This is a genomic window from Rhizobium sp. 62_C5_N11_2 (assembly GCF_051811185.1).
Classification (GTDB): domain Bacteria; phylum Pseudomonadota; class Alphaproteobacteria; order Rhizobiales; family Rhizobiaceae; genus Rhizobium; species Rhizobium leguminosarum.
Genome location: NZ_JBPWPW010000001.1, coordinates 672956 through 692346, shown reverse-complemented (window position 1 = coordinate 692346; position 19391 = coordinate 672956). Strand labels below are relative to the sequence as shown.

General features: G+C 62.2%; 17 protein-coding genes. 11 read left to right on the top strand and 6 right to left on the bottom strand.

Annotation, left to right across the window (positions count from 1 at the left end):
- Position 1 precedes the first annotated feature (1 nt).
- Positions 2–886 carry a cytochrome c oxidase subunit II gene (gene coxB, locus AB8B31_RS03375; protein ID WP_018449294.1) on the bottom strand — a complete coding sequence of 295 codons (885 nt, stop codon included), beginning with the start codon at positions 884–886 and terminating at the stop codon, positions 2–4.
- A gap of 316 nt (positions 887–1202) precedes the next feature.
- On the opposite strand from coxB, the gene AB8B31_RS03370 reads away from it, so the two are divergent.
- The 3 genes from AB8B31_RS03370 (at position 1203) to AB8B31_RS03360 (ending at position 4091) form a co-directional block, all read left to right on the top strand.
- Entirely contained in the window at positions 1203–1871 is a 669-nt protein-coding gene (locus tag AB8B31_RS03370; protein WP_018245089.1) for an invasion associated locus B family protein, read from the top strand.
- 296 nt (positions 1872–2167) lie between these two features.
- A complete protein-coding gene (gene tldD, locus AB8B31_RS03365) occupies positions 2168–3583 on the top strand; it encodes a metalloprotease TldD (RefSeq protein ID WP_018245088.1) in 1416 nt (471 codons plus the stop codon).
- A 16-nt stretch (positions 3584–3599) separates the two neighbouring features.
- Positions 3600–4091: a GNAT family N-acetyltransferase gene (locus AB8B31_RS03360; RefSeq protein ID WP_018245087.1), complete on the top strand. Its 492-nt coding sequence runs from the start codon at positions 3600–3602 to the stop codon at positions 4089–4091.
- A gap of 51 nt (positions 4092–4142) precedes the next feature.
- Here the strand turns inward: AB8B31_RS03360 and AB8B31_RS03355 are convergent, their stop codons facing one another.
- Together AB8B31_RS03355 and AB8B31_RS03350 are read right to left on the bottom strand one after the other, a co-directional pair.
- Positions 4143–4460, bottom strand: coding sequence for a MazG nucleotide pyrophosphohydrolase domain-containing protein (locus tag AB8B31_RS03355; RefSeq protein WP_018245086.1), 318 nt, complete (start codon positions 4458–4460; stop codon positions 4143–4145).
- A gap of 83 nt (positions 4461–4543) precedes the next feature.
- Positions 4544–5827: a D-alanyl-D-alanine carboxypeptidase family protein gene (locus AB8B31_RS03350; protein ID WP_018449301.1), complete on the bottom strand. Its 1284-nt coding sequence runs from the start codon at positions 5825–5827 to the stop codon at positions 4544–4546.
- Between the two features lie 292 nt (positions 5828–6119).
- Between AB8B31_RS03350 and AB8B31_RS03345 the strand changes: the two genes are divergently transcribed.
- Positions 6120–7157, top strand: coding sequence for a polysaccharide deacetylase family protein (locus AB8B31_RS03345; protein ID WP_018245084.1), 1038 nt, complete (start codon positions 6120–6122; stop codon positions 7155–7157).
- Between the two features lie 5 nt (positions 7158–7162).
- Here AB8B31_RS03345 and pdxH read toward each other — a convergent pair whose 3' ends face one another.
- Positions 7163–7783 (bottom strand): pyridoxamine 5'-phosphate oxidase, encoded by a 621-nt coding sequence (pdxH, locus tag AB8B31_RS03340; RefSeq protein ID WP_018245083.1) that lies wholly within the window; start codon positions 7781–7783, stop codon positions 7163–7165.
- A 65-nt stretch (positions 7784–7848) separates the two neighbouring features.
- Between pdxH and AB8B31_RS03335 the strand changes: the two genes are divergently transcribed.
- The 4 genes from AB8B31_RS03335 (at position 7849) to AB8B31_RS03320 (ending at position 11709) form a co-directional block, all read left to right on the top strand.
- The gene (locus tag AB8B31_RS03335) at positions 7849–8307 is read left to right on the top strand and encodes an RT0821/Lpp0805 family surface protein (RefSeq protein WP_018245082.1); all 459 of its coding nucleotides are present in this window, start codon (positions 7849–7851) and stop codon (positions 8305–8307) included.
- A 629-nt stretch (positions 8308–8936) separates the two neighbouring features.
- Positions 8937–10154, top strand: coding sequence for a J domain-containing protein (locus AB8B31_RS03330; RefSeq protein WP_018245081.1), 1218 nt, complete (start codon positions 8937–8939; stop codon positions 10152–10154).
- Between the two features lie 121 nt (positions 10155–10275).
- Positions 10276–11094, top strand: coding sequence for an enoyl-ACP reductase FabI (fabI, locus tag AB8B31_RS03325; RefSeq protein WP_018245080.1), 819 nt, complete (start codon positions 10276–10278; stop codon positions 11092–11094).
- A gap of 24 nt (positions 11095–11118) precedes the next feature.
- Entirely contained in the window at positions 11119–11709 is a 591-nt protein-coding gene (locus AB8B31_RS03320; protein ID WP_018245079.1) for a histidine phosphatase family protein, read from the top strand.
- Positions 11710–11835: 126 nt separating this feature from the next.
- Here the strand turns inward: AB8B31_RS03320 and AB8B31_RS03315 are convergent, their stop codons facing one another.
- Positions 11836–12096 (bottom strand): DUF1344 domain-containing protein, encoded by a 261-nt coding sequence (locus AB8B31_RS03315; protein WP_018449305.1) that lies wholly within the window; start codon positions 12094–12096, stop codon positions 11836–11838.
- Positions 12097–12340: 244 nt separating this feature from the next.
- Between AB8B31_RS03315 and AB8B31_RS03310 the strand changes: the two genes are divergently transcribed.
- The 3 genes from AB8B31_RS03310 (at position 12341) to ribB (ending at position 17967) form a co-directional block, all read left to right on the top strand.
- Positions 12341–15520 (top strand): bifunctional diguanylate cyclase/phosphodiesterase, encoded by a 3180-nt coding sequence (locus AB8B31_RS03310; RefSeq protein ID WP_018245077.1) that lies wholly within the window; start codon positions 12341–12343, stop codon positions 15518–15520.
- Positions 15521–15752: 232 nt separating this feature from the next.
- Positions 15753–16850: a chorismate synthase gene (gene aroC, locus AB8B31_RS03305; RefSeq protein WP_018516574.1), complete on the top strand. Its 1098-nt coding sequence runs from the start codon at positions 15753–15755 to the stop codon at positions 16848–16850.
- Positions 16851–16863: 13 nt separating this feature from the next.
- Complete coding sequence (ribB, locus tag AB8B31_RS03300; protein ID WP_018245075.1) at positions 16864–17967, top strand: 3,4-dihydroxy-2-butanone-4-phosphate synthase; 1104 nt, start codon at positions 16864–16866, stop codon at positions 17965–17967.
- A gap of 229 nt (positions 17968–18196) precedes the next feature.
- Here the strand turns inward: ribB and AB8B31_RS03295 are convergent, their stop codons facing one another.
- The gene (locus AB8B31_RS03295; protein WP_018245074.1) at positions 18197–19387 is read right to left on the bottom strand and encodes a winged helix-turn-helix domain-containing protein; all 1191 of its coding nucleotides are present in this window, start codon (positions 19385–19387) and stop codon (positions 18197–18199) included.
- Between the last annotated feature and the right edge of the window lie 4 nt (positions 19388–19391).

Below are 19391 nucleotides of genomic sequence, written 5' to 3'. Positions count from 1 at the left end.
ATTACTGTGCTTCGGCGACGTTGACGGTCTTTGCGGGACCATCGGTTGCAGCCATGAGTGTCTTGTAGGCGCCGGGCAGGTCGCTGGCGGCTGCGGTCAGCCACTGCTTGTACTTGTCCTCGGAGACGACGCGGATGGCGATCGGCATGAACGCATGGTCCTTGCCGCAGAGCTCGGAACACTGGCCGTAGAACAGGCCTTCGCGCTCGGCCCTGAACCAGGTCTCGTTCAGGCGGCCCGGCACGGCATCGATCTTGACGCCGAAGGACGGCATGGCGAAAGCGTGGATGACGTCGGTCGGCGCAGAGGTCACGAGAACGCGGACCGTCTTGTTGACCGGCAGGACCAGTTCGTTATCGACGGCGAGAAGTCTGGGATAGATCGACTTGTCTTCCTTGCCGGCGGCTGCGCGGTCCTGATCCTTCAGGAGGTAGGAATCGAAAGCCAGCGGGCTTTCGCCCGAACCTTCATATTCGTAGTTCCACTGCCACTGGGTGGCGGTCGCCTTGATCGTGACGTCGGGGTTTTCAGGCAGCGTCAGCTGCGCCGTCAGCAGGTTGAACGAAGGAATGGCGAGAAGAAGAAGCACCAGGACCGGCCCCACGGTCCAGGCAATCTCGATCAGCGTGTTGTGGCTCGTCTTCGAGGGAACCGGGTTCGCGCTGGCGCGGAACTTGAAACAGACGACGATGAGCAGGACCAGAACGAAAAGCGTGATCGGAACGATAAACCAGAGGGTATACTGTTCGAACCAATGGATTTCCCGCATGATCGGCGTTGCCGCCGGCTGCAGCGTTGCCTGCCACGGCATGGGCTGGTCGGCATATGTGCCGGAAGCAAAAAGCAGACAGACCAGCGTGGTCAGGGCTGCATAAGCCTTCTTCATCACCTTATTATCTCCCTCGAGCGCTTGACCTGCAAAATAGAACGCAGAATCCTTGCCATCTTCAGCGCTTCAAACCACAGTTTGGCATTTGCCGCAACAGGTCAGAGCAATTGTCTATGCGGCATTTTTGCTCAAAGCATAGGCAGGTCAGAACGGCAAAACATCCCAAGTTTTTCATCAGCATATGAAAAATCGGCTTTCCGGCCAATCCGAGCGCGACACATTATTTCGCAAAGGTCCAATTTCCGCCGCAGTCCCCCGGTTTTCACGGGGTGGGGCTTTTCATTTTTGGTGGGCAGCTTCAACAATAGCCGCAATGATTCGATATCCAGAGGTTTCCATGGGTTTCCGTTCCCTCGCGCAGTCGCTTCTCCTGACTGCCAGCATCGCGGCCGCAGCGACGACGCCCGTTTTCGCACAGCAGCAACCCACGCCGTCACAGGCCAAGCCCCCCGCTGCCGCGCCGGCGCCGACCCCTGCTCCGGCGCCGCAGCAGCCGAGCGCCGCCAAACCGAATGTCGAACAGGTGACGCCCGGCCAGACGCAGCCGCCGGCGCCCGGCACGGTAAAGTCCAATCATGGCGCATGGTCTGTCGTCTGCGACAAGCCGGCCGGGGCTGCGACCGAACAATGCGCGCTGATGCAGAACGTCATCGCCGAGGATCGGCCTGAGGTCGGGCTTTCCGTCGTCGTCTTGAAGACGGCCGACCGCAAGTCGAAGATCCTGCGCGTGCTCGCGCCGCTCGGCGTGCTGCTGCCGAACGGCCTCGGGCTCAATGTCGACGGCAAGGATATCGGCCGCGCCTATTTCGTCCGCTGCTTTGCCGATGGCTGCTACGCCGAGGTCGTGCTCGAGGACGAGTTGCTCAAGACCTTCCGCAGCGGCGCCCAGGCAACCTTCATCGTCTTCCAGACGCCGGAAGAAGGCATCGGCATCCCCGTCGACCTCAAGGGCTTCGCCGAAGGCTTCGACGCCCTGCCGTGATGCGGGCTCCGACGGCGTCGAGCGTAGAGTGCAGCTACGCTCCTATTCCGTCGCCCATCGCCGTCCTTGCTCCAGAAGCTCAACCTATACTCCGTCATGCTCGGGCCTGTCCCGAGCATCTGCAGCCGGCTGATATGCAGCAGATCCTCGACACAAGCCGAGGATGACGGAGGGCGCGTTTTGCCGCTCCCATCCCTTTAAAAAAGAATAATTCGACGGCGGGGCTTCACTCCTTATTATGTGGAGCCCTATCTAGGGAGTAAGTGCACTCCTGAACGCATGCTTGGAGCCATACCATGACCACCGATCTCCTGACGCTTTTCGATGCCGATGAAGCCACGATGCGCAAGCACGTGGCCGAGGCTCTGTCCGGCGCCGATGATGGCGAACTGTTCATCGAGCATGCGCAGGCGGAAGCGCTGACCTTCGACAATGGCCGGCTGAAGGGCGGCAGCTTCAACACCGAACAGGGTTTCGGCCTGCGCGCCGTTGCCGGCGAAGCGGTCGGCTATGCCCATGCCGGCGATCTCTCGGTGGCGGCGTTGAAGCGGGCGGCCGATGCCGTCGGCGCGGTGACGCGCGGCTATTCCGGCTCCTATGCGGCAGCGCCCCAGGGCACCAACAAGAAATTCTACAGCGACGAGAACCCGATCGGGCAGCCGAGCTTCGAGGAGAAGGTCAAGGTCCTGCAGGACATCGACGCCTATCTCAGGGGCAAGGATGACAAGGTGCGGCAGGTGACGGCCTCGGTCGCCGCAAGCTGGCAGGTCGTCGATATCCTGCGTGCCGACGGACACCGCGTCCGCGACATCAGACCGATGACGCGCATCAACATCTCGGTCATGGTCGGCGAAGGCGATCGGCAGGAGAGCGGCTCCTATGGCAGCGGCGGGCGCATCGGCTTCGGCGATTTCATTGCCGAAGGCAGCTGGCAATACGGCGCCGACGAGGCTCTGCGCCAGGCGCTCGTCAATCTCGAGGCGATCGATGCGCCGGCGGGCACGATGGACGTGGTGCTCGGCTCCGGCTGGCCGGGCGTGATGCTGCACGAGGCTGTTGGTCACGGGCTGGAAGGCGATTTCAACCGCAAGAAGACGTCGGCTTTTGCCGGCCTTCTCGGCCAGATGGTCGCCGCTCCCGGCGTCACCGTCGTCGATGACGGCACGATCGACAATCGCCGCGGCTCGATCACCATCGACGACGAGGGCACGCCGTCTGCCTATAACGTGCTGATCGAAAACGGCAAGCTCGTCGGCTATATGCAGGATCGGCAGAATGCCCGGCTGATGGGCATGGCGCCCACCGGCAACGGCCGCCGCCAGGGCTATTCCCATGTGCCGATGCCGCGCATGACCAACACCTATATGCTCGGCGGTGACAAGACGCCCGAGGAAATCATCGCCTCGGTGAAGAAGGGCATTTATGCCGTCTCCTTCGGCGGCGGCCAGGTGGATATCACCTCCGGCAAGTTCGTCTTCGGCTGCACCGAGGCCTATCTGATCGAGAACGGCAAGGTCGGCGCGCCGATCAAGGGCGCGATGCTGATCGGCAACGGTCCGGATGCGATGAAGCGGGTGTCGATGATCGGCAATGACATGAAGCTCGATACCGGCATCGGCAATTGCGGCAAGGCCGGCCAGTGGGTTCCCGTCGGCGTCGGCCAGCCGCATCTGCGCATGGATCAGGTGACGGTCGGCGGCACGCAGACCTGAGGCGAAAGGACCCGTCATGGCGGACGTCGAAATCAGAACCTTCACCGCCGATGACGCCGATGCCGTGCTTTCGGTGATCCTGCCGATCCAGCGCGAAGAATTCGGCATCGATATCACCGTGGATGCGCAGCCGGATCTCAGGGTCATCCCGGATTTCTATCAGTCCGGCAAGGGGCAGTTCTGGGTCGCCGTCAAGGATGGCGCCATCGTCGGCACGGTCGGGCTCAAGGATATCGGCAACAACCAGGCGGCGCTGCGCAAGATGTTCGTCGCCGCCGAGGTTCGCGGCCGCGAGCATGGCGTGGCGGCGCGGCTTCTCGATCGGCTGTTTGCCCATGCCAGGGATGCCGGCCTCACCGATATCTTCCTCGGCACGACCGACAAGTTCGTCGCCGCGCATCGCTTCTACGAGAAGAACGGCTTTACCGAGATTGCCAAGAGCGCCCTGCCCCGCTCCTTCCCGCTGATGGCGGTGGACAGCAAATTCTACCGCTATAAGGTCGGCTGACTTAAGCTTTGGGAAGACTGACGGCCGCACGTAAACGTGGGGCAACATGCATCAGCTCTTCGACGTCAGCGCCGGCTGGAACCGCCACTTCCGCTCGATGGCGGCGGCAAGATCGATATCGTTGCGGCGGGCAAAGAGCAGGATGTGGCCGAGCAGGTCGGCGGTTTCGTCGGCGAGATCGCGGTCGAGTTCTTCCGGCGTCCGGTCCCTGCGGCGTCCGCGGCCGGTCAGGCGGTTCCAGGCCTGGGTGAGCTCACCCACCTCTTCCTGCAGCTTCAAGAGAAACCAGTCGGGGTCACGCTCGATGCCATTGGCTGCGGCATAGGCCGCGGATGAGGTTTCGAATTGATCGGCGAGACGGCGTAGCATGGACGTTCTCCTTTTGTTTATGGAGGAGACGCTGATTCCCAACAATTGTCCAGAACGGGATTGCCCAGAGTGCCGGGCGACGATCAGCCGCGATCCGGCAGCAGCATGCAGTCATAGGAGCGCTGCTTCAGCGCATCGCAGGCCGAGACGGCGGCATCCTTGCTGGCGAAGCCGACGAAGCGGGCGCGATAGATCTTGTTGGCACCCTGCCCGACCGCCTCGGTATAGGGCGAGGCAGAAACGAGCGGCGCACCGGCTTCCGACTTCGCCTGGGCGAGAAGCGCGCGCGCCGCATCGGCGCTAGGGGCGGCCGAGATCTGGATCTGCCAGTCGCCATTGGCCTTCTCTGCTGTTGTCTTTGGCGTCTTGCCGGCGTTCAGGATCTCGTCCATCGCGACGGGACGATCCAGGGGCACGACGGCGTCATCGGCATAGGCCAGGCTCTTGGCTCCGAGATCGTCGGCCGGGCGTGGTGCGTTGAGCGGCACCGGAACATCGGACGCGTCAGCGGCGGACGCGACTTCGACAGTTTCCTTCGCGCCGACGCTCGCCACCAGCTTTGCGCCGCCGGAAGACGAGGCACGGCCGAGATAACGGTCGAGCAAACCAGCCATCTTGTCGTCGCGGCTGCGGGCGGTGCGGCCGCCGAGCACGACGCCGACCACGCGGCGGTTGCCGTCCCTGACGGCACTGACGAGGTTGAAGCCGGAAGCGTTGGTATACCCCGTCTTGATGCCGTCCATGCCCTGGTAGCGGTACATGAGATTGTTGTGGCCGCGCACGGTTCGGCCGCGGAAATTGAAGCTTGCCGTCGAAAACAGCCGGTATTCGTTCGGATAATTCTTCATCAATGCGACAGCGAGCGTCGACATGTCACGCGCCGTCGTAACCTGGCGGCCGTCCGGCAGGCCGGATGCGTTGACGAAGACGGTGCGGCTCATGCCGAGCTGGCGGGCTTTGGCCGTCATCACCCGGGCAAATCCGCTTTCCGAGCCGGCGAGCTTTTCGCCCATGGCGGAGGCGGCATCATTGGCGGATTTGACGATCATGCCATAGACCGCCTCGCGCACGGTGATCGTGCCACCCGCCTTGACACCAAGCTTGGTCGGCGGCCGTGCGGCGGCGTATTTCGAAATCCTGATCGGGGTGTCCCAGGCGATCTTGCCGCGTTTCAACGCCTCAAAGGTGAGATAGAGCGTCATCATCTTCGTCAGCGAGGCCGGATGGTTCAGCGTATCGGCGTTTTCGGCGGCGAGAACCTTGCCTGTGCGGGCATCGAGGATCAGCGAAGCATTGCCGGCAAGGGCCGCAAGAGGCGCCGAAACGGCAAGCGTTACGGTCAAAACAGCCGCCAAAAGCTTTCTCATGCACTTTCCCCTCATACCCTGGCCCCTCATACGCTGGCCCCTCATACGCTGGCCCCTCATACGCTGGCCCCTGATGCGCAGCCCTTGATGCGGGCTCCCGGTCAGACCGGCATTTGTGCCGTAATGTGACAGAAGCCGCAAGTTTGGCGCGACTTTGAGGCAACGCCTATCATTTTTCTAGTCTTTTCATTGCCTTGGTTAACAGGAAATCAAAGACCTGTTCCGAACAAGGATTCAGCAAGGCTTAAGTCGCACTTGCTAGTTTCCAGCAAAGGCAAGGGACGGGCGCCGCATGACGGGACAATTCAAGCGACTGGCAAAACGCGCAGCGATCGGCGCCGGGCTCGAGGTTTCCTGGCTGCTCGCCTCGGCCGGGCTGATGCGGGAAGCGCGCGGGCGCGGCGTCGTCTTCACGCTGCATCATGTCCGCCCGCACGTGCCAGAGGCCTTCGAGCCGAATGCGCATCTCGAAATCACCCCCCGTTTTCTCGATGCGGCGCTGCGGCGGCTGCGGCGGGAGGGTTATCGTTTCGTCCCGCTCGGCGAGGTGCCGGCGCTGCTGGCGGAGCCCGAGGGTGGAGCGCCGTTTGCTGCCTTCACGCTCGACGACGGATACAGCAACAATCTGGAGCATGCGCTGCCGGTATTCGAGCGGCATCAAGCGCCGTTCACGGTATTCGTCGCCAAGGGTTTTGCCGAGGGCTCCCACAGCATCTGGTGGGAGACGCTGGCGATCCTCTTGCGCCAAGTGACGGAAATCCGTTTCGATTTCGGCCGCGGCATGGAGCGGCTCACGCTCGACAGCCCGCAGCAGCAATGGCATGCCTTCGACCGCTTCGCCGCTTATATCCATCGCTCCGACGAGGCGGGCGCCGTCGCCGCCATCGATCTGCTGGCGCGGGAAAACGGCATCGAGCCGACGGATATCGTCCGCGAACTGGTGATGGGACCCGGCGAATTGCAATGGCTGGCGGCACATCCGCTCGCAACGCTCGGCGCCCATACGATCAGCCACCGCGCGCTGGCCCGGCTGCCGGAAGCCGAAGCACGAATAGAAATGCAGGCTTCGGCCGATTACCTCGAAGCGGTGACCGGTATCCGTCCCGAGACGATCGCCTATCCCTATGGCACGCCGGACGCTGCGACCGCCCGCGAGGCGCGCATCGCTCGCAATCTCGGCTTTACCCTCGCGGTTACCACGCAACCCGGGCGGCCGGCAGCGAAGCTGACCGGCTATCTCCCACGCATTTCGCTCAACGGCTTCTACCAGAAGCGACGCTATGTCTCGGCGCTTGCCTCCGGCATCCCGCTGAAGCTGATGGGCCGATAAGCCCGTTACGGATACATCCGCACCTTGTCCCATTCGCCTTCCGGTGATGGCCGGCGGAATTCGACCCGGTCATGCAGGCGGAATTTCTGGTCCTTCCAGAATTCGATCGAGGTCGGCCGGATGCGGAACCCCGACCAGTGGGCGGGGCGCGGAATCTCGCCGATAGCATAGCGGGCGGTATATTCGGCCACCGCCTTTTCCAGCGCGAATCGGCTTTCGAGCGGACGGGATTGTTTGGAGGCCCAGGCGCCAATGCGGCTGCCGCGCGCGCGTGTCTTGAAATAGTCGTCCGCTTCGGCATCGGTGACGATCTCGACGGGGCCGCGCAGCCTCACTTGGCGGCGCAGGCTTTTCCAGTGAAAGCACATGGCAGCCTTTTTCTGTCCAAGAATTTCGCGGCCTTTCTGGCTCTCGAAATTGGTGTAGAAGACGAAACCGTTGTCGTCGAATCCCTTCAGGAGAACCATGCGGACATTGGGAAGACCATCCTCATCGACCGTTGCCAGCGCCACCGCATTCGGGTCGTTGGGCTCGGACGCCTCGGCTTCTTTCAGCCATTCGGCAAAGAGCTTGAAGGGTTCGCCACTTTCGGTAAAGTCACCGCTTGTTAACTCGTTTGCCGACATATTGGTTCAAATGCCCCGGATTATTCAAAACTCGCCCAGCTTTTGATAACTGGACAGGATGCAGGGTGGAAGTCATAACAAAGTCATCTCGCCATACAAAGGGCCTGCGGCGACGCAGCCGCGCGTTCTTCGTCATCAGCACCGCGATGTTATCGCTTTCCGGCTGCGTCGGCGGCGGTATGGATTTCTTGAGTGACGCCAAGGTCGACCGGTCGGTGGCAACCGGCACCGTGCCGCAGACGCCGCCGAGCACCGACACGCTTTCCGACGAAATGACCGTGCGCAATGCCGTCACCTCGGCCGATGTGCAAAGGCTCGAGGGCCAGCCGCTTCCCTGGGCAAATGCATCGACGGGCAGTGCCGGCGTCATCGATACGATCGTCGAGAACAACGAGTCCGGCCAGGTCTGCCGCCAGTTCCGCACGACCCGGCATTCCTATGTCGGCATCGCCAAATTCTACGGCAAGACCTGCCTCGTCGGTGGCGGCAACTGGCAGCTTCTGAGTTTCCAGCCGGAGAGCTGATCCTCCTAGAGCCTTTCCGGGTTAGATTGAAGCATTCTGCCGGAGCAGGTTTTCGTCAGGGCAAAGGCGATTGGCGAAGGGCATACCTCCTGGTACGTCCGAGCCGATCGCCTTTGATCCTGGCGGAAAGATGCCCGGCCCACCGGCCGCACTGCTTCGCCATGCGAAGCAATAGGTGCGTCCGGCGATTCTAAAGTCTTGCAGATTTGCCCGGCAAATCTGCGGGAGGGTTGGCTGAAACGGGCCGGCTGATCGACCGGCCGGCTTGGCCGTAGGGCTTGGCTACGACGCGCGCCGACCGGTCGATCATCCGACTCCGTTTGAGCCAACAGAATGCTTCAATCTAACCCGGAAAGGCTCTACGGTAGTTCAAAATATTACAGCGTCCCTTTGCGCGTTCGAAAAGACGCGCGGCGCCGTCGCCAACAGGTTAACGCGCGGCCGCTTTCTGCCCAATGCTTAGCAAAGAGCTAACCATTCGCCGCGAAACACCCCACATGTCTGCACAGAAATAACAAGTGATTAGCAACTCCGCCGCAGGATCGGCGTTGAGAGTGGTTCTTCCTGCCTTTGTGGCAGGTGGCGCCACACACGTTTTATTGGACGGGGATGCCGGGCAAGGACGAGGCTTGCCGCATCGCAACACCGGCGGTTTTGACATGCGCGATCCTTATAAAATTCTGGGCGTCAAGCGCGACGCGGCAGTAGACGAGATCAAGGCGGCTTGGCGCAACATGGCCAAATCAGCCCATCCCGATCACAATCAGGACGATCCGACAGCGACGGCCCGGTTCGCCGAGATCGGCCGCGCCTATGAAACGCTGAAGGATCCGCGCAAGCGCAGCCTGTTCGACAATGCCCTGCGGATGGCCGAAGCCAAGAAACACGAACAGACGATCATGCAGCAGCGCCAGGCCGCCCGCGAGGCGGCCGTGCGCGCCAAGGCGGCGCAGGCCAATGCCGAGCGCGTGATGGAAGAATTGGCGCGCGCCGCCCAGAAGGCTGCCGCCGACGGCTCCAGGCAACAGGCAGGTTCCGCTGAGGCCGCCGACGAGATGGTGGATCGCATTTTCGGCGCCCAGGCCCGCGCAGCTGCCAGTGGCCAAGCGCAGGGTCGCGCCCAGCAGACGCAATACCAGCAGGCCCAAAATCAGCAGACACAAAACGCCCAGGGCGACGCCGGCAAGCGTATGGACGGCGATGCCGCCGAGGCCGACAGCAAGGGCGACGAGGAAGCCGGCGAAGCTGCGGCAAATGCCGCCGCCAACCTGTCGCTGCCGCTCAGCATCCTGACATCACTGGTGCGCCGTTTCACCGGCGCCAAGGATACGAGCCTCGAAAAGGCACCGGATGAGGTGACGACGGCGACGGTGACGATCGACGACGTGTTGAAGAGCGGCTGGATCACTGCATCGTTGCCGGAGGGCCGCGAAATCGGCTTCGCATTGCCGGCAGGTACGACCGACGGTCACGAGATCAGGCTCAAGGGACAGGGCTTCAAACTGCCGGGCCTGCAGCGCGGCGACGCCGTCATCAACATTCGCATCGCGCCAGATCCGCGCTTCACGGTCGACGGTTTCGATCTGCACGCCGTGCTGCCGCTCAGTATCGAAAATGCCGTGCTCGGCACCGAAGCCCGCATCGAGGGACCGAGCGGGCCGCTGAACGTGACCATCCCGGCATGGTCCGGCTCGGACAAGATGATTAGAATTCCCGGCCAGGGATTGCCCCGCGAAGAGGGCGGCAGAGGCGATCTCGTCGTCGAATTGCGCATTATCTTGTGGGAAAAACCCGACGATAAAATCACCGATCTCATGCGGAGCATGCGCGAAGGCCTGTTCCTATGAAATTTTTATGACATTCGCACCCTTTATTACGATCCCTAACAGTTGATGATCCCGGCCAAGCTTGAACCGATTAACGGCCTATGCCATAGGCAGGATCGATCAGAATCCTAGGGAGCGAAATATGGCTCAAGCATCCGGCCTCATGGCAGGCAAACGCGGCGTCATCATGGGTGTCGCCAACAATCGTTCGATTGCGTGGGGTATTGCCAAGGCCATTCATGCGCAGGGTGGGGAAGTCGCGTTCACCTATCAGGGCGATGCGCTGAAGAAGCGTGTCGAGCCGCTCGCCGCCGAAATCGGCGCGACGCTGGTCGGCCACTGTGACGTCGCCGACGAAGCCACCATCGACGAGGTTTTCGGGAACGTCGAAAAGCTGTGGGGCAAGATCGATTTCCTCGTGCATGCGATCGGCTTTTCCGACAAGGACGAGCTGACCGGCCGCTACGTCGACACCTCGGCCGACAACTTCGCCAAGACGATGCAGATCTCCGTCTATTCCTTCACTTCGGTCGCACGCCGCGCCGAGAAGCTGATGACGGATGGCGGCGCCATGCTGACGCTGACCTATTACGGTGCCGAAAAGGTGATGCCGAACTATAACGTCATGGGTGTGGCCAAGGCCGCGCTCGAAGCGAGCGTCAAGTATCTCGCCGTCGACCTCGGGCCGCAGAACATCCGCGTCAACGCCGTCTCGGCCGGACCGATCAAGACGCTTGCCGCCTCAGGCATTGGCGATTTCCGCTACATTCTGAAGTGGAACGAATATAACGCGCCGCTGCGCCGTACCGTCACCATCGAGGAAGTCGGCGATGTCGGCCTCTATCTCCTGTCGGACCTGTCGCGCTCCGTCACCGGCGAAGTGCACCATGCCGACAGCGGCTATCATGTCATCGGCATGAAGGCGGTCGACGCGCCCGACATTTCCGTCATCAAGGACTAGAGCATTTCGAGCGGAGCTGAGACCGTGCTTATCTACGTGATCAGACACGGCCAGACCGCCTGGAATGCCGAGCGCCGCCTGCAGGGTCAGAAGGATATCCCGATGAATGCCACGGGCCTGGAACAGGCCCGGCAGAACGGCATCGCGCTTGCCGGGATTCTCGGCGACACGATCGACCAATTCGATTTCGTCGCCAGCCCGCTCGGACGCACACGCGCGACCATGGAGATCATGCGCACCGCCATGGGCCTGCCACCGCTTGCCTATCGCACCGATCCGAGGCTGGTGGAAATTTCCTTCGGCGACTGGGAGGGCTCGACGATCAAGGAGCTGAAGGCGACGCAGCGCGAGCGGGTGGCAGAACGCAACGCCTCGAAATGGGATTTCATTCCGCCCGGCGATGATGCGGAAAGCTATGAAATTCTCTCCTGGCGGACCGGCTCGTGGCTGAACTCCGTCGATCGCCCGACGGTTTGCGTCACCCATGGCGGCGTCATCCGCACGCTTTTCCAGACAATCGCCGACCTGCCGAAAAGCACTGCTGCGGAAGGCGCGATCCCGCAGGATCGAATCATCCGGATCGAAACCTCGGAGCGGACGATCGTCTGGCTCTAGGCAGTGCCAGTCAGCGATGCGCTCAACAGGTCGGATTGGGATGCGAACGAGCTGTTTGGCCTGTGCGGTCCAGGGAGGTTGCAGCGATCGGCGCTTACCTCACCTGATCGGTCTCCAGAGAACTGCCTATTTGACGATGTCGAGATCGTTGATGACGCGTTTGCCGTCGACCTCGGTATAGAAGACGATCACCTTCACGCCGGCTTCGAGGCCGTCGAAATTGAATTCCTCAGGCGCCTGATAGGTCTTGCCGTCATCGAGCGTCAGCACGAGGTTTGTTGTGTCGACCTTTTTGATCGTCGCCTCGACATCGGCGCTCTCGGCAAAACCGCTCATCGGTGACAGGAAGCTTGCTGTTGCCAAAAGCGTGGCGACGACGAAACGCATGGCGACAATCCTTTTAAGACGCTGCACGAGAACATGACTGGCCACAGATAAGCTCCTGAATATGGCGAAAATTGCCCGTAAGAATGGCTTTTCCCGCCCAATTGATGAATAGGATTTTAAATATAATCAAGATACCGCGTTAACCCGCGGTTTTTCCCTTCACACGATTTTTCGGCATCGCCGGCGGGCAATCGTAAATTAACCCGCGCGTCCTACAGTTGCTCGCCAACAGGGGAGTTTCATTTTGCTATCCAGGCTCAGCGACAGCAAGCAGTTGCGGCGCGTGTTGAAGAATACTCGCGTTTCGTTTCTGGTTTCGTCGCTTGTCGCCCTCGTCGTCATCATGGTCGGCTTCGGCCTCGACCGGGCCAATACTGCGTCTTATGTGCGCGAACTTCATATCCGCACCGAAAACGAGACGAATCTGATCCGCGCCCGGGTCATGGCCGAGATCAATTTGGACCTCAGCGTCGTCCGCGACCTTACGAACCTGATCTCCCTCAGCGCGGCGAACGGAGAGGAGATGGAGCGCCAGATCAACTGGCTGCTGATCCAGAACCCGTCCTTCATTCATATCGCCGTCGCCCCTGATTTCATCGTCCGCGACATCCACCCGCCGCAATCCGGCAATGAGCGGATCGGCCGCGACGTGCGCGAAACTCTCTTCTTCCGCCAGGTGATGACCAGCGCGGCCGGCGACCAGTCGGCGCGCTTCTACGGCCCGATCAGCATTGATAGCCGCGACGCCTTTGCCATCTTCTTCCCGGTTTTCGTCAGGGAGAACGGCGAGCGGCGGCTCTGGGGGGCAGTCGAGGTCGCCATCGACCAGACGATGTTCTACCAGGCGACCGGGCTGATGCCGGCACGCGACCGCGAGAACCGGGAACGCTATCCGCATCTCGACCATCTTTCGATCGCCATCCGCGATATCGGCGCGGCGGCCGCGACCAATGCGGCTCTGCCGCCGCCGTTCTTCGGTTCGTCCGATATCGATGACAAGCATCCGATGCGCCAGAAGATCGGCTTTGCCGGCGGCAAGTGGGAGCTTTCCGCGGTCCCGAACAGCGGCTGGAACGCGATACCCGAAAACCGCACCGAGTTGCGTCTGATCATCCTTGCCGCCGGCTTCATCATCATCGTGCCGATCTTCTTCGCGACCCTTTTGCTCGGCGAGCGCAATCGCAATATTACCGCGCTGGAGAGGCGCGAGGCGAAATTGCTGGAACTGTCGCAGCGGCTCAATCTGGCGCTGGAATCCTCCAATATCGGCATCTGGGAGCTGGAGGATCATTCGAGCAGCCTGCTCTGGGACGCCCGCGCCGCGGCTCTGCACGGCAAAGCGGCGGCAGAAGGAAGCCGGCCGCTCGACGAATGGCTGGCGTCGATCCTGCCCGAGGATCGTGAAACCGCCGAAGTGCATTTCTTCAGCTGCAGCATTGCCGGCGCTGCCTGCACGGCGCAGTACCGCATCCTGCTTGGCGACGGTGGCATCCGCCACCTGCGCTCGGTCGGCGCCTTCTATACGGATGCCGGTGGCGTCAGCAAGACGATCGGCATCGTCTGGGACGTGACCGCCGATGCGGTGACCACCGACACGCTGCGCAAGGCCAAGGATATGAGCGAGGTCAAGAATGCCGAGCTGGAGCTGGCGCTTGAAGAGCTCTCAAGCCGCGAGGGGCAGCTCGCCGAGCTTTCCAGCCGGCTCGACCTGGCGCTCAACTCCTATCAGTGCGGCATATGGGAGGCGCGGCCCGGCCTCGGCGGATCGATCTGGAACGAGCGGATGCACGAGCTCTACGGGCTTGCGCCGCGCAACGGCTTCATGACCGAGGAGATCTGGCTTAGCCGCATCCACCCCGAGGACCGGAGCCTGGCGCTCGAAAGCGCGCGTCACTTCAAGCGCAACGGCGATACGCACACCCTCGTCTGCCGGGTGATCGTCGACGACGGCTCGGTGCGCTATGTGCGCTCGGTCGGCAAGGTCCACCAGACGGGGACCGGCGAGATGAAGATCATGGGCATCGCCTTCGATGCCACCGAAGACGTGCTGATGACGATCCGGCTGAAGGCCGCCAAGGACGAGGCGGTCGCCAAGAATATCGAGCTCGAACTTGTCAAGAACAGGATCGAGCACAATTCGCTGCACGACCCGCTGACCGCACTCGCCAACCGCCGCAAGCTCGACATCGCACTCGAAAATCTCACCCATGACGGCCGGCAGCAGCGGCAGAAATTCTCGATCCTGCACATCGATCTCGACCGCTTCAAGGACATCAACGACACGCTTGGCCATGCCGCCGGCGATGCGATGCTGGTGCACGCCTCGAAGGTGCTCGCCAAGAATGTCCGCGGCAGCGATATCGTCGCCCGCATCGGCGGCGACGAGTTCGTCATCCTCGCCCTCGACGTCGGCGACAAGGAGATGGCGCAGCTTTCGACGCGGATCATCGAGGAGATGCGCCAGCCGATCGATTTCCAGGGCTTTTCCTGCCGCTGCGGCGTGTCGATCGGCATTGCGCTCGCCAACGGCATCCATGTCGATGCGCGCAAGGTGCTGATCAATGCCGACATCGCGCTCTACCGCGCCAAGAGCATGGGCCGCAACCGCTTCGAATTCTTCAATCACAATCTCCAGGCCGATATCATCAACACCAAGCGCACGGCCGACGAGATCCTCGCCGGCATCGACAATGGCGAATTCACCGCCTGGTATCAGCCGCAATTCTGCGCCCGGACGATGGAACTGACCGGCGTCGAGGCGCTGGTGCGCTGGAAGCATCCGTCCAAGGGACTGCTGACGCCCGACAAGTTCCTGCGCATCGCCGACGAGATCAATGTCGTGCAGATGCTCGACCGGATCGTGCTGGAAACGGCGCTGCACGACAAGATGCGCTGGACCGCGCGCGGCATTGCCGTGCCCAAGGTCTCGGTCAATGTTTCGGCCCGGCGGCTGCATGACGGCAGCCTGCTGGAATCGCTCGCCGACCTGCATATCCGTCCAGGCGAAATCTCCTTCGAACTCGTGGAATCGATCTTCCTCGACGAGAGCGAGGACGTCGTCTCGCAGAATCTCGAGCGCATCAAGGCGCTCGGCATCGATATCGAGATCGACGATTTCGGCACCGGTCATACCTCGATCGTCAGCCTGTTGAAGCTGAAGCCCAAACGGCTGAAGATCGACCGGCAGCTGGTGCAGCCGATCGTCAATGCCTCGCAGGAGCGCGCACTCGTCAGCTCGATCATCGAGATCGCCCGCTCGCTCGGCGTCGAGACGGTGGCCGAAGGAGTGGAGACGGCAGCACATGCCGCACTGCTGCGCGATCTCGGCTGCGACATCCTGCAGGGCTATGCCTTCTCGCGGCCGCTCTCCTTTGACGATTTCACCGCAGAAGCCACAGGAACGGGGTGGCGGCTGGCCTCGTGATCGCCGCCTGCCGATCGGCCTCGTCCTAACCCCTCCCCGCCCGCGCAGAGAGAGTGGCGGCAGGATGCGCCGTCCATCCCCGACAACGAACGGAAACAGCATTTCCTGAGCTGGTGGTTTGGCGCAAAGAAAGGCTTTTGCCTCGGCGGGTTTTTGGCCTATGAGTGTCGCGCCTTTTCAAGCAATGGCGCGGCCGGCAGCGACCGGTTTTGGCGCGCCACCGTGGGAACACATGTCGCACAATACATTCGGTCACCTTTTCCGCGTAACCACCTGGGGCGAAAGCCATGGTCCGGCGCTCGGCTGCGTCGTCGACGGCTGCCCTCCGGGGCTGCGCTTCAAGCTCGAAGACCTGCAGGTCTGGCTCGACAAGCGCAAGCCCGGACAATCCCGCTTCGTGACGCAGCGGCGCGAGGACGATCTGGTGAAGGTTCTGTCCGGCGTCATGCTGGACGCCGACGGCGAGACGATGACGACCACCGGCACGCCGATCTCCATGCTGATCGAAAACACCGACCAGCGCTCCAAGGATTACGGCGAGATCGCCAAGCAATATCGCCCCGGCCATGCCGATTATACCTATGACCTCAAATACGGCATTCGCGACTATCGCGGCGGCGGCCGCTCCTCGGCGCGCGAAACCGCTGCGCGGGTTGCCGCCGGCGGCATCGCCCGCCTTGTCGTGCCAGGCGTTACCGTGCGCGGCGCGCTGGTGCAGATCGGCAAACACAAGATCAATCGCCGCAACTGGGATTGGGACCAGGTCGATCAGAACCCGTTCTTCTCGCCCGATGCCGCGATCGTGCCGGTCTGGGAGGAATATCTCGACGGCATCCGCAAGAACGGCTCCTCGATCGGCGCAGTCATCGAGGTGATCGCCGAAGGTGTGCCGGCCGGCCTCGGCGCGCCGATCTATGCCAAGCTCGACCAGGATATCGCCTCGCTGCTGATGTCGATCAACGCCGTCAAGGGCGTCGAAATCGGCAATGGTTTTGCCGCCGCCGAAACGTCAGGCGAAGACAATGCCGACGAGATGCGCATGGGCAATGACGGCACGCCGATCTTCCTTTCCAACAATGCCGGCGGTATTCTCGGCGGCATCTCCACCGGGCAGCCGGTGGTGGCGCGTTTCGCCGTCAAGCCGACCTCCTCGATCCTGACCGAACGCCAGTCGATCGATGCGGAGGGCAAGAATGTCGATATCCGCACCAAGGGCCGACACGACCCTTGCGTCGGCATCCGCGCCGTGCCGATCGGCGAGGCGATGGTCGCCTGCGCCGTCGCCGATCATTATCTTCGCGACCGCGGCCAGACCGGCCGTCTGAAATAGGAGCGCTCGTCCCATGTCTTATGACCAGAAGCGTGTCGTCGACGCCATCCGGGCCTTCGAGGCCGGCGAGATCGTCGTCGTCATGGACGACAATGACCGCGAGAACGAAGGCGACCTGATCGTCGCTGCCGTGCATTGCACACCTGAGAAGATGGCCTTCATCGTGCGCCACACCTCCGGCATCGTCTGCGCGCCGATGCCGAAGGAAGAGGCCAAGCGCCTCAACCTCAACGCCATGGTGGCGGAAAACGATTCGGCCCATACGACGGCCTTCACCGTCTCGGTCGATTTCAAGCACGGCACGACGACCGGCATCTCCGCCGACGACCGGACGCTGACGGTGCGCAACCTCGCCAATCCGAATGTCGGCGCTTCCGATTTCGTCCGTCCCGGCCACATTTTCCCGCTGGTTTCCCGCGAAGGCGGCGTGCTGATGCGCTCCGGCCATACGGAAGCTGCCGTCGACCTCTGCAAGCTCGCCGGCCTGCCGCTGATCGGCGTTATCTCAGAACTCGTCAACGACGACGGCACCGTCACCCGCGGCCCGGAGGTGGTGGACTTTGCCGAACAGCACGGGCTGAAGCTTGTTTCCGTCGCCGATCTGATCGCCTATCGCCAGCGCAAGGAAACGCTGATCGAGCTCGGCACCAGCTTCGACATCGAGACGCCGTTCGGCAAAGCCAAGGCCCATACCTATTCCCTGCCCTGGGACCCGATGCAGCATCTCGCCGTCGTCTTCGGCGACATCCGCGACGGTGTCGACATCCCGGTGCGCCTGCATCCGGAGAATGTCGCCGATGATCTCTTCGGCAAGAACAGCCCGGTCGATTTCTACATGCAGAAGATTGCCGAGCAAGGCCGCGGCGTCATCGTCTATCTGCGCGAAGGCTCGGTCGGCGTCGGCCACCACGACAACGGCCGCAAGGCCCGCAACCAGGGCCGCGAAGCCCATGCCGAAGCCCAGACGCGCGACAGCGAGTGGCTGGAAATCGGCCTCGGCGCCCAGATCCTCAGGGATCTCGGCGTCAGCTCGATCAAACTGCTCACCAGCCGCGAGCGCCACTATGTCGGCCTCGAAGGTTTCGGCATCAAGATCAGCACGACGGAGATCTGCTAAAGGCTTTTCCCTTCTCCCCAGCGGGGAGAAGGTGGCCCGAAGGGTCGGATGAGGGGGCCACACGGCACGCCATTTATTGCTCTTCGCTTACGCTCAGTGCATTCGCGGCTTTGCCGCTCACCCCCTCATCTGCCTACCGGCATCTTCTCCCCGCTGGGGCGAAGGGATACGTAGCAACGTCTCGGTCCTTTCACCTCGGTAGGAGCAAGATATATCGGACGAGATTCGCCTACCCTCTCCAGCCCTCGAGAAGCACGACTTTCTCCACACCGGCAAACCGCGCGACCCGGTCCAGCTCGGCTTCCAGTCTCTCCAGCCGCCCGGCTGACAGCTTGACGCCCGGCTCCAGCCAGAGCCGCTTGACGTCGAGCGTCGACTTCTTCCGATCCGCCTTCATGTCGATGCGGCCGATCAGCCTGTCGCCTTCGAGCAGCGGGAAGACGTAATAGCCATACTCGCGCTTCGGCTCGGGCACGAAGATCTCGATGCGGTAGAAGAAGCCGAACAGGCGTTCGGTGCGGTTGCGGTCGCGGATCATCGGGTCGAAGGGGCTGAGCACGCGGACGCGCGGCGGAGCGCCGGGGTAAGTGTCGAGTGTCGACAGGAAATCGGTAAAAGCCCAGGATGGGCGCGCCTTGCCGCCAAGCGCCGGTTCGATCAACACTTCGATCAGTTCGTCGCGATGGGCTGATACCCAGGCCTTGGCCTCATCGGGCGAGACCAGGTTCCAGAAGGCTGATATCTCGCCATGGGTGGCGAAGCCGAGCCGGGTAAGCGCGCTGCGGCAGGCCCAGTCGACGAACTCCTCGCGACTCACCTCCGGCTCGCGGAACTCGGCCGGGATGACGCGTTCCGCCAGGTCATAGATCTTCTGGAAATTCGAGCGGCCGGCGATGGCGAACTTGCCGGTGTGCCAGAAATATTCGAGCGCCGTCTTGTTCGGATGCCAGTTCCACCAGCCGCCGGAAACGTGGCCGTCGGCCTTGATGTCGCGCGCCAGGATCGCGCCGTCGCGCTCAACGCGCTCATAGGTCTCCGCGAACGCCGCCTCGAAGCCCTCGCCGCGCCATTTGCGCCAGCGCTCGACGATCACCTTCTCCTGATGGCGGAACTTGTGCTTCCAATAGACGAAAAAGGCGCTCGGCAGGATGGAAGCGTCATGTGTCCAGTGCTCGAACAGCGCGCCGTCCTTTTCGAGCAGCGCGGTCAGATGCTCGCGCCTGTAGGTCTGGTTGCGGGAAAACAGGATCTGATGATGCGCCCGCTCCACCGTCTGGATACTGTCCACCTGGACGAAACCCAGTTCATGGATGAGCTGCAGCAGGCCGGCCTTGGTCAGGGCGCGGTTCGGCGGGGCGCTGAGGCCCTGCTTGGCAAGAAAGACACGGCGGGCGTCGGAATTGGAAAGCAGATTCGTCATGACT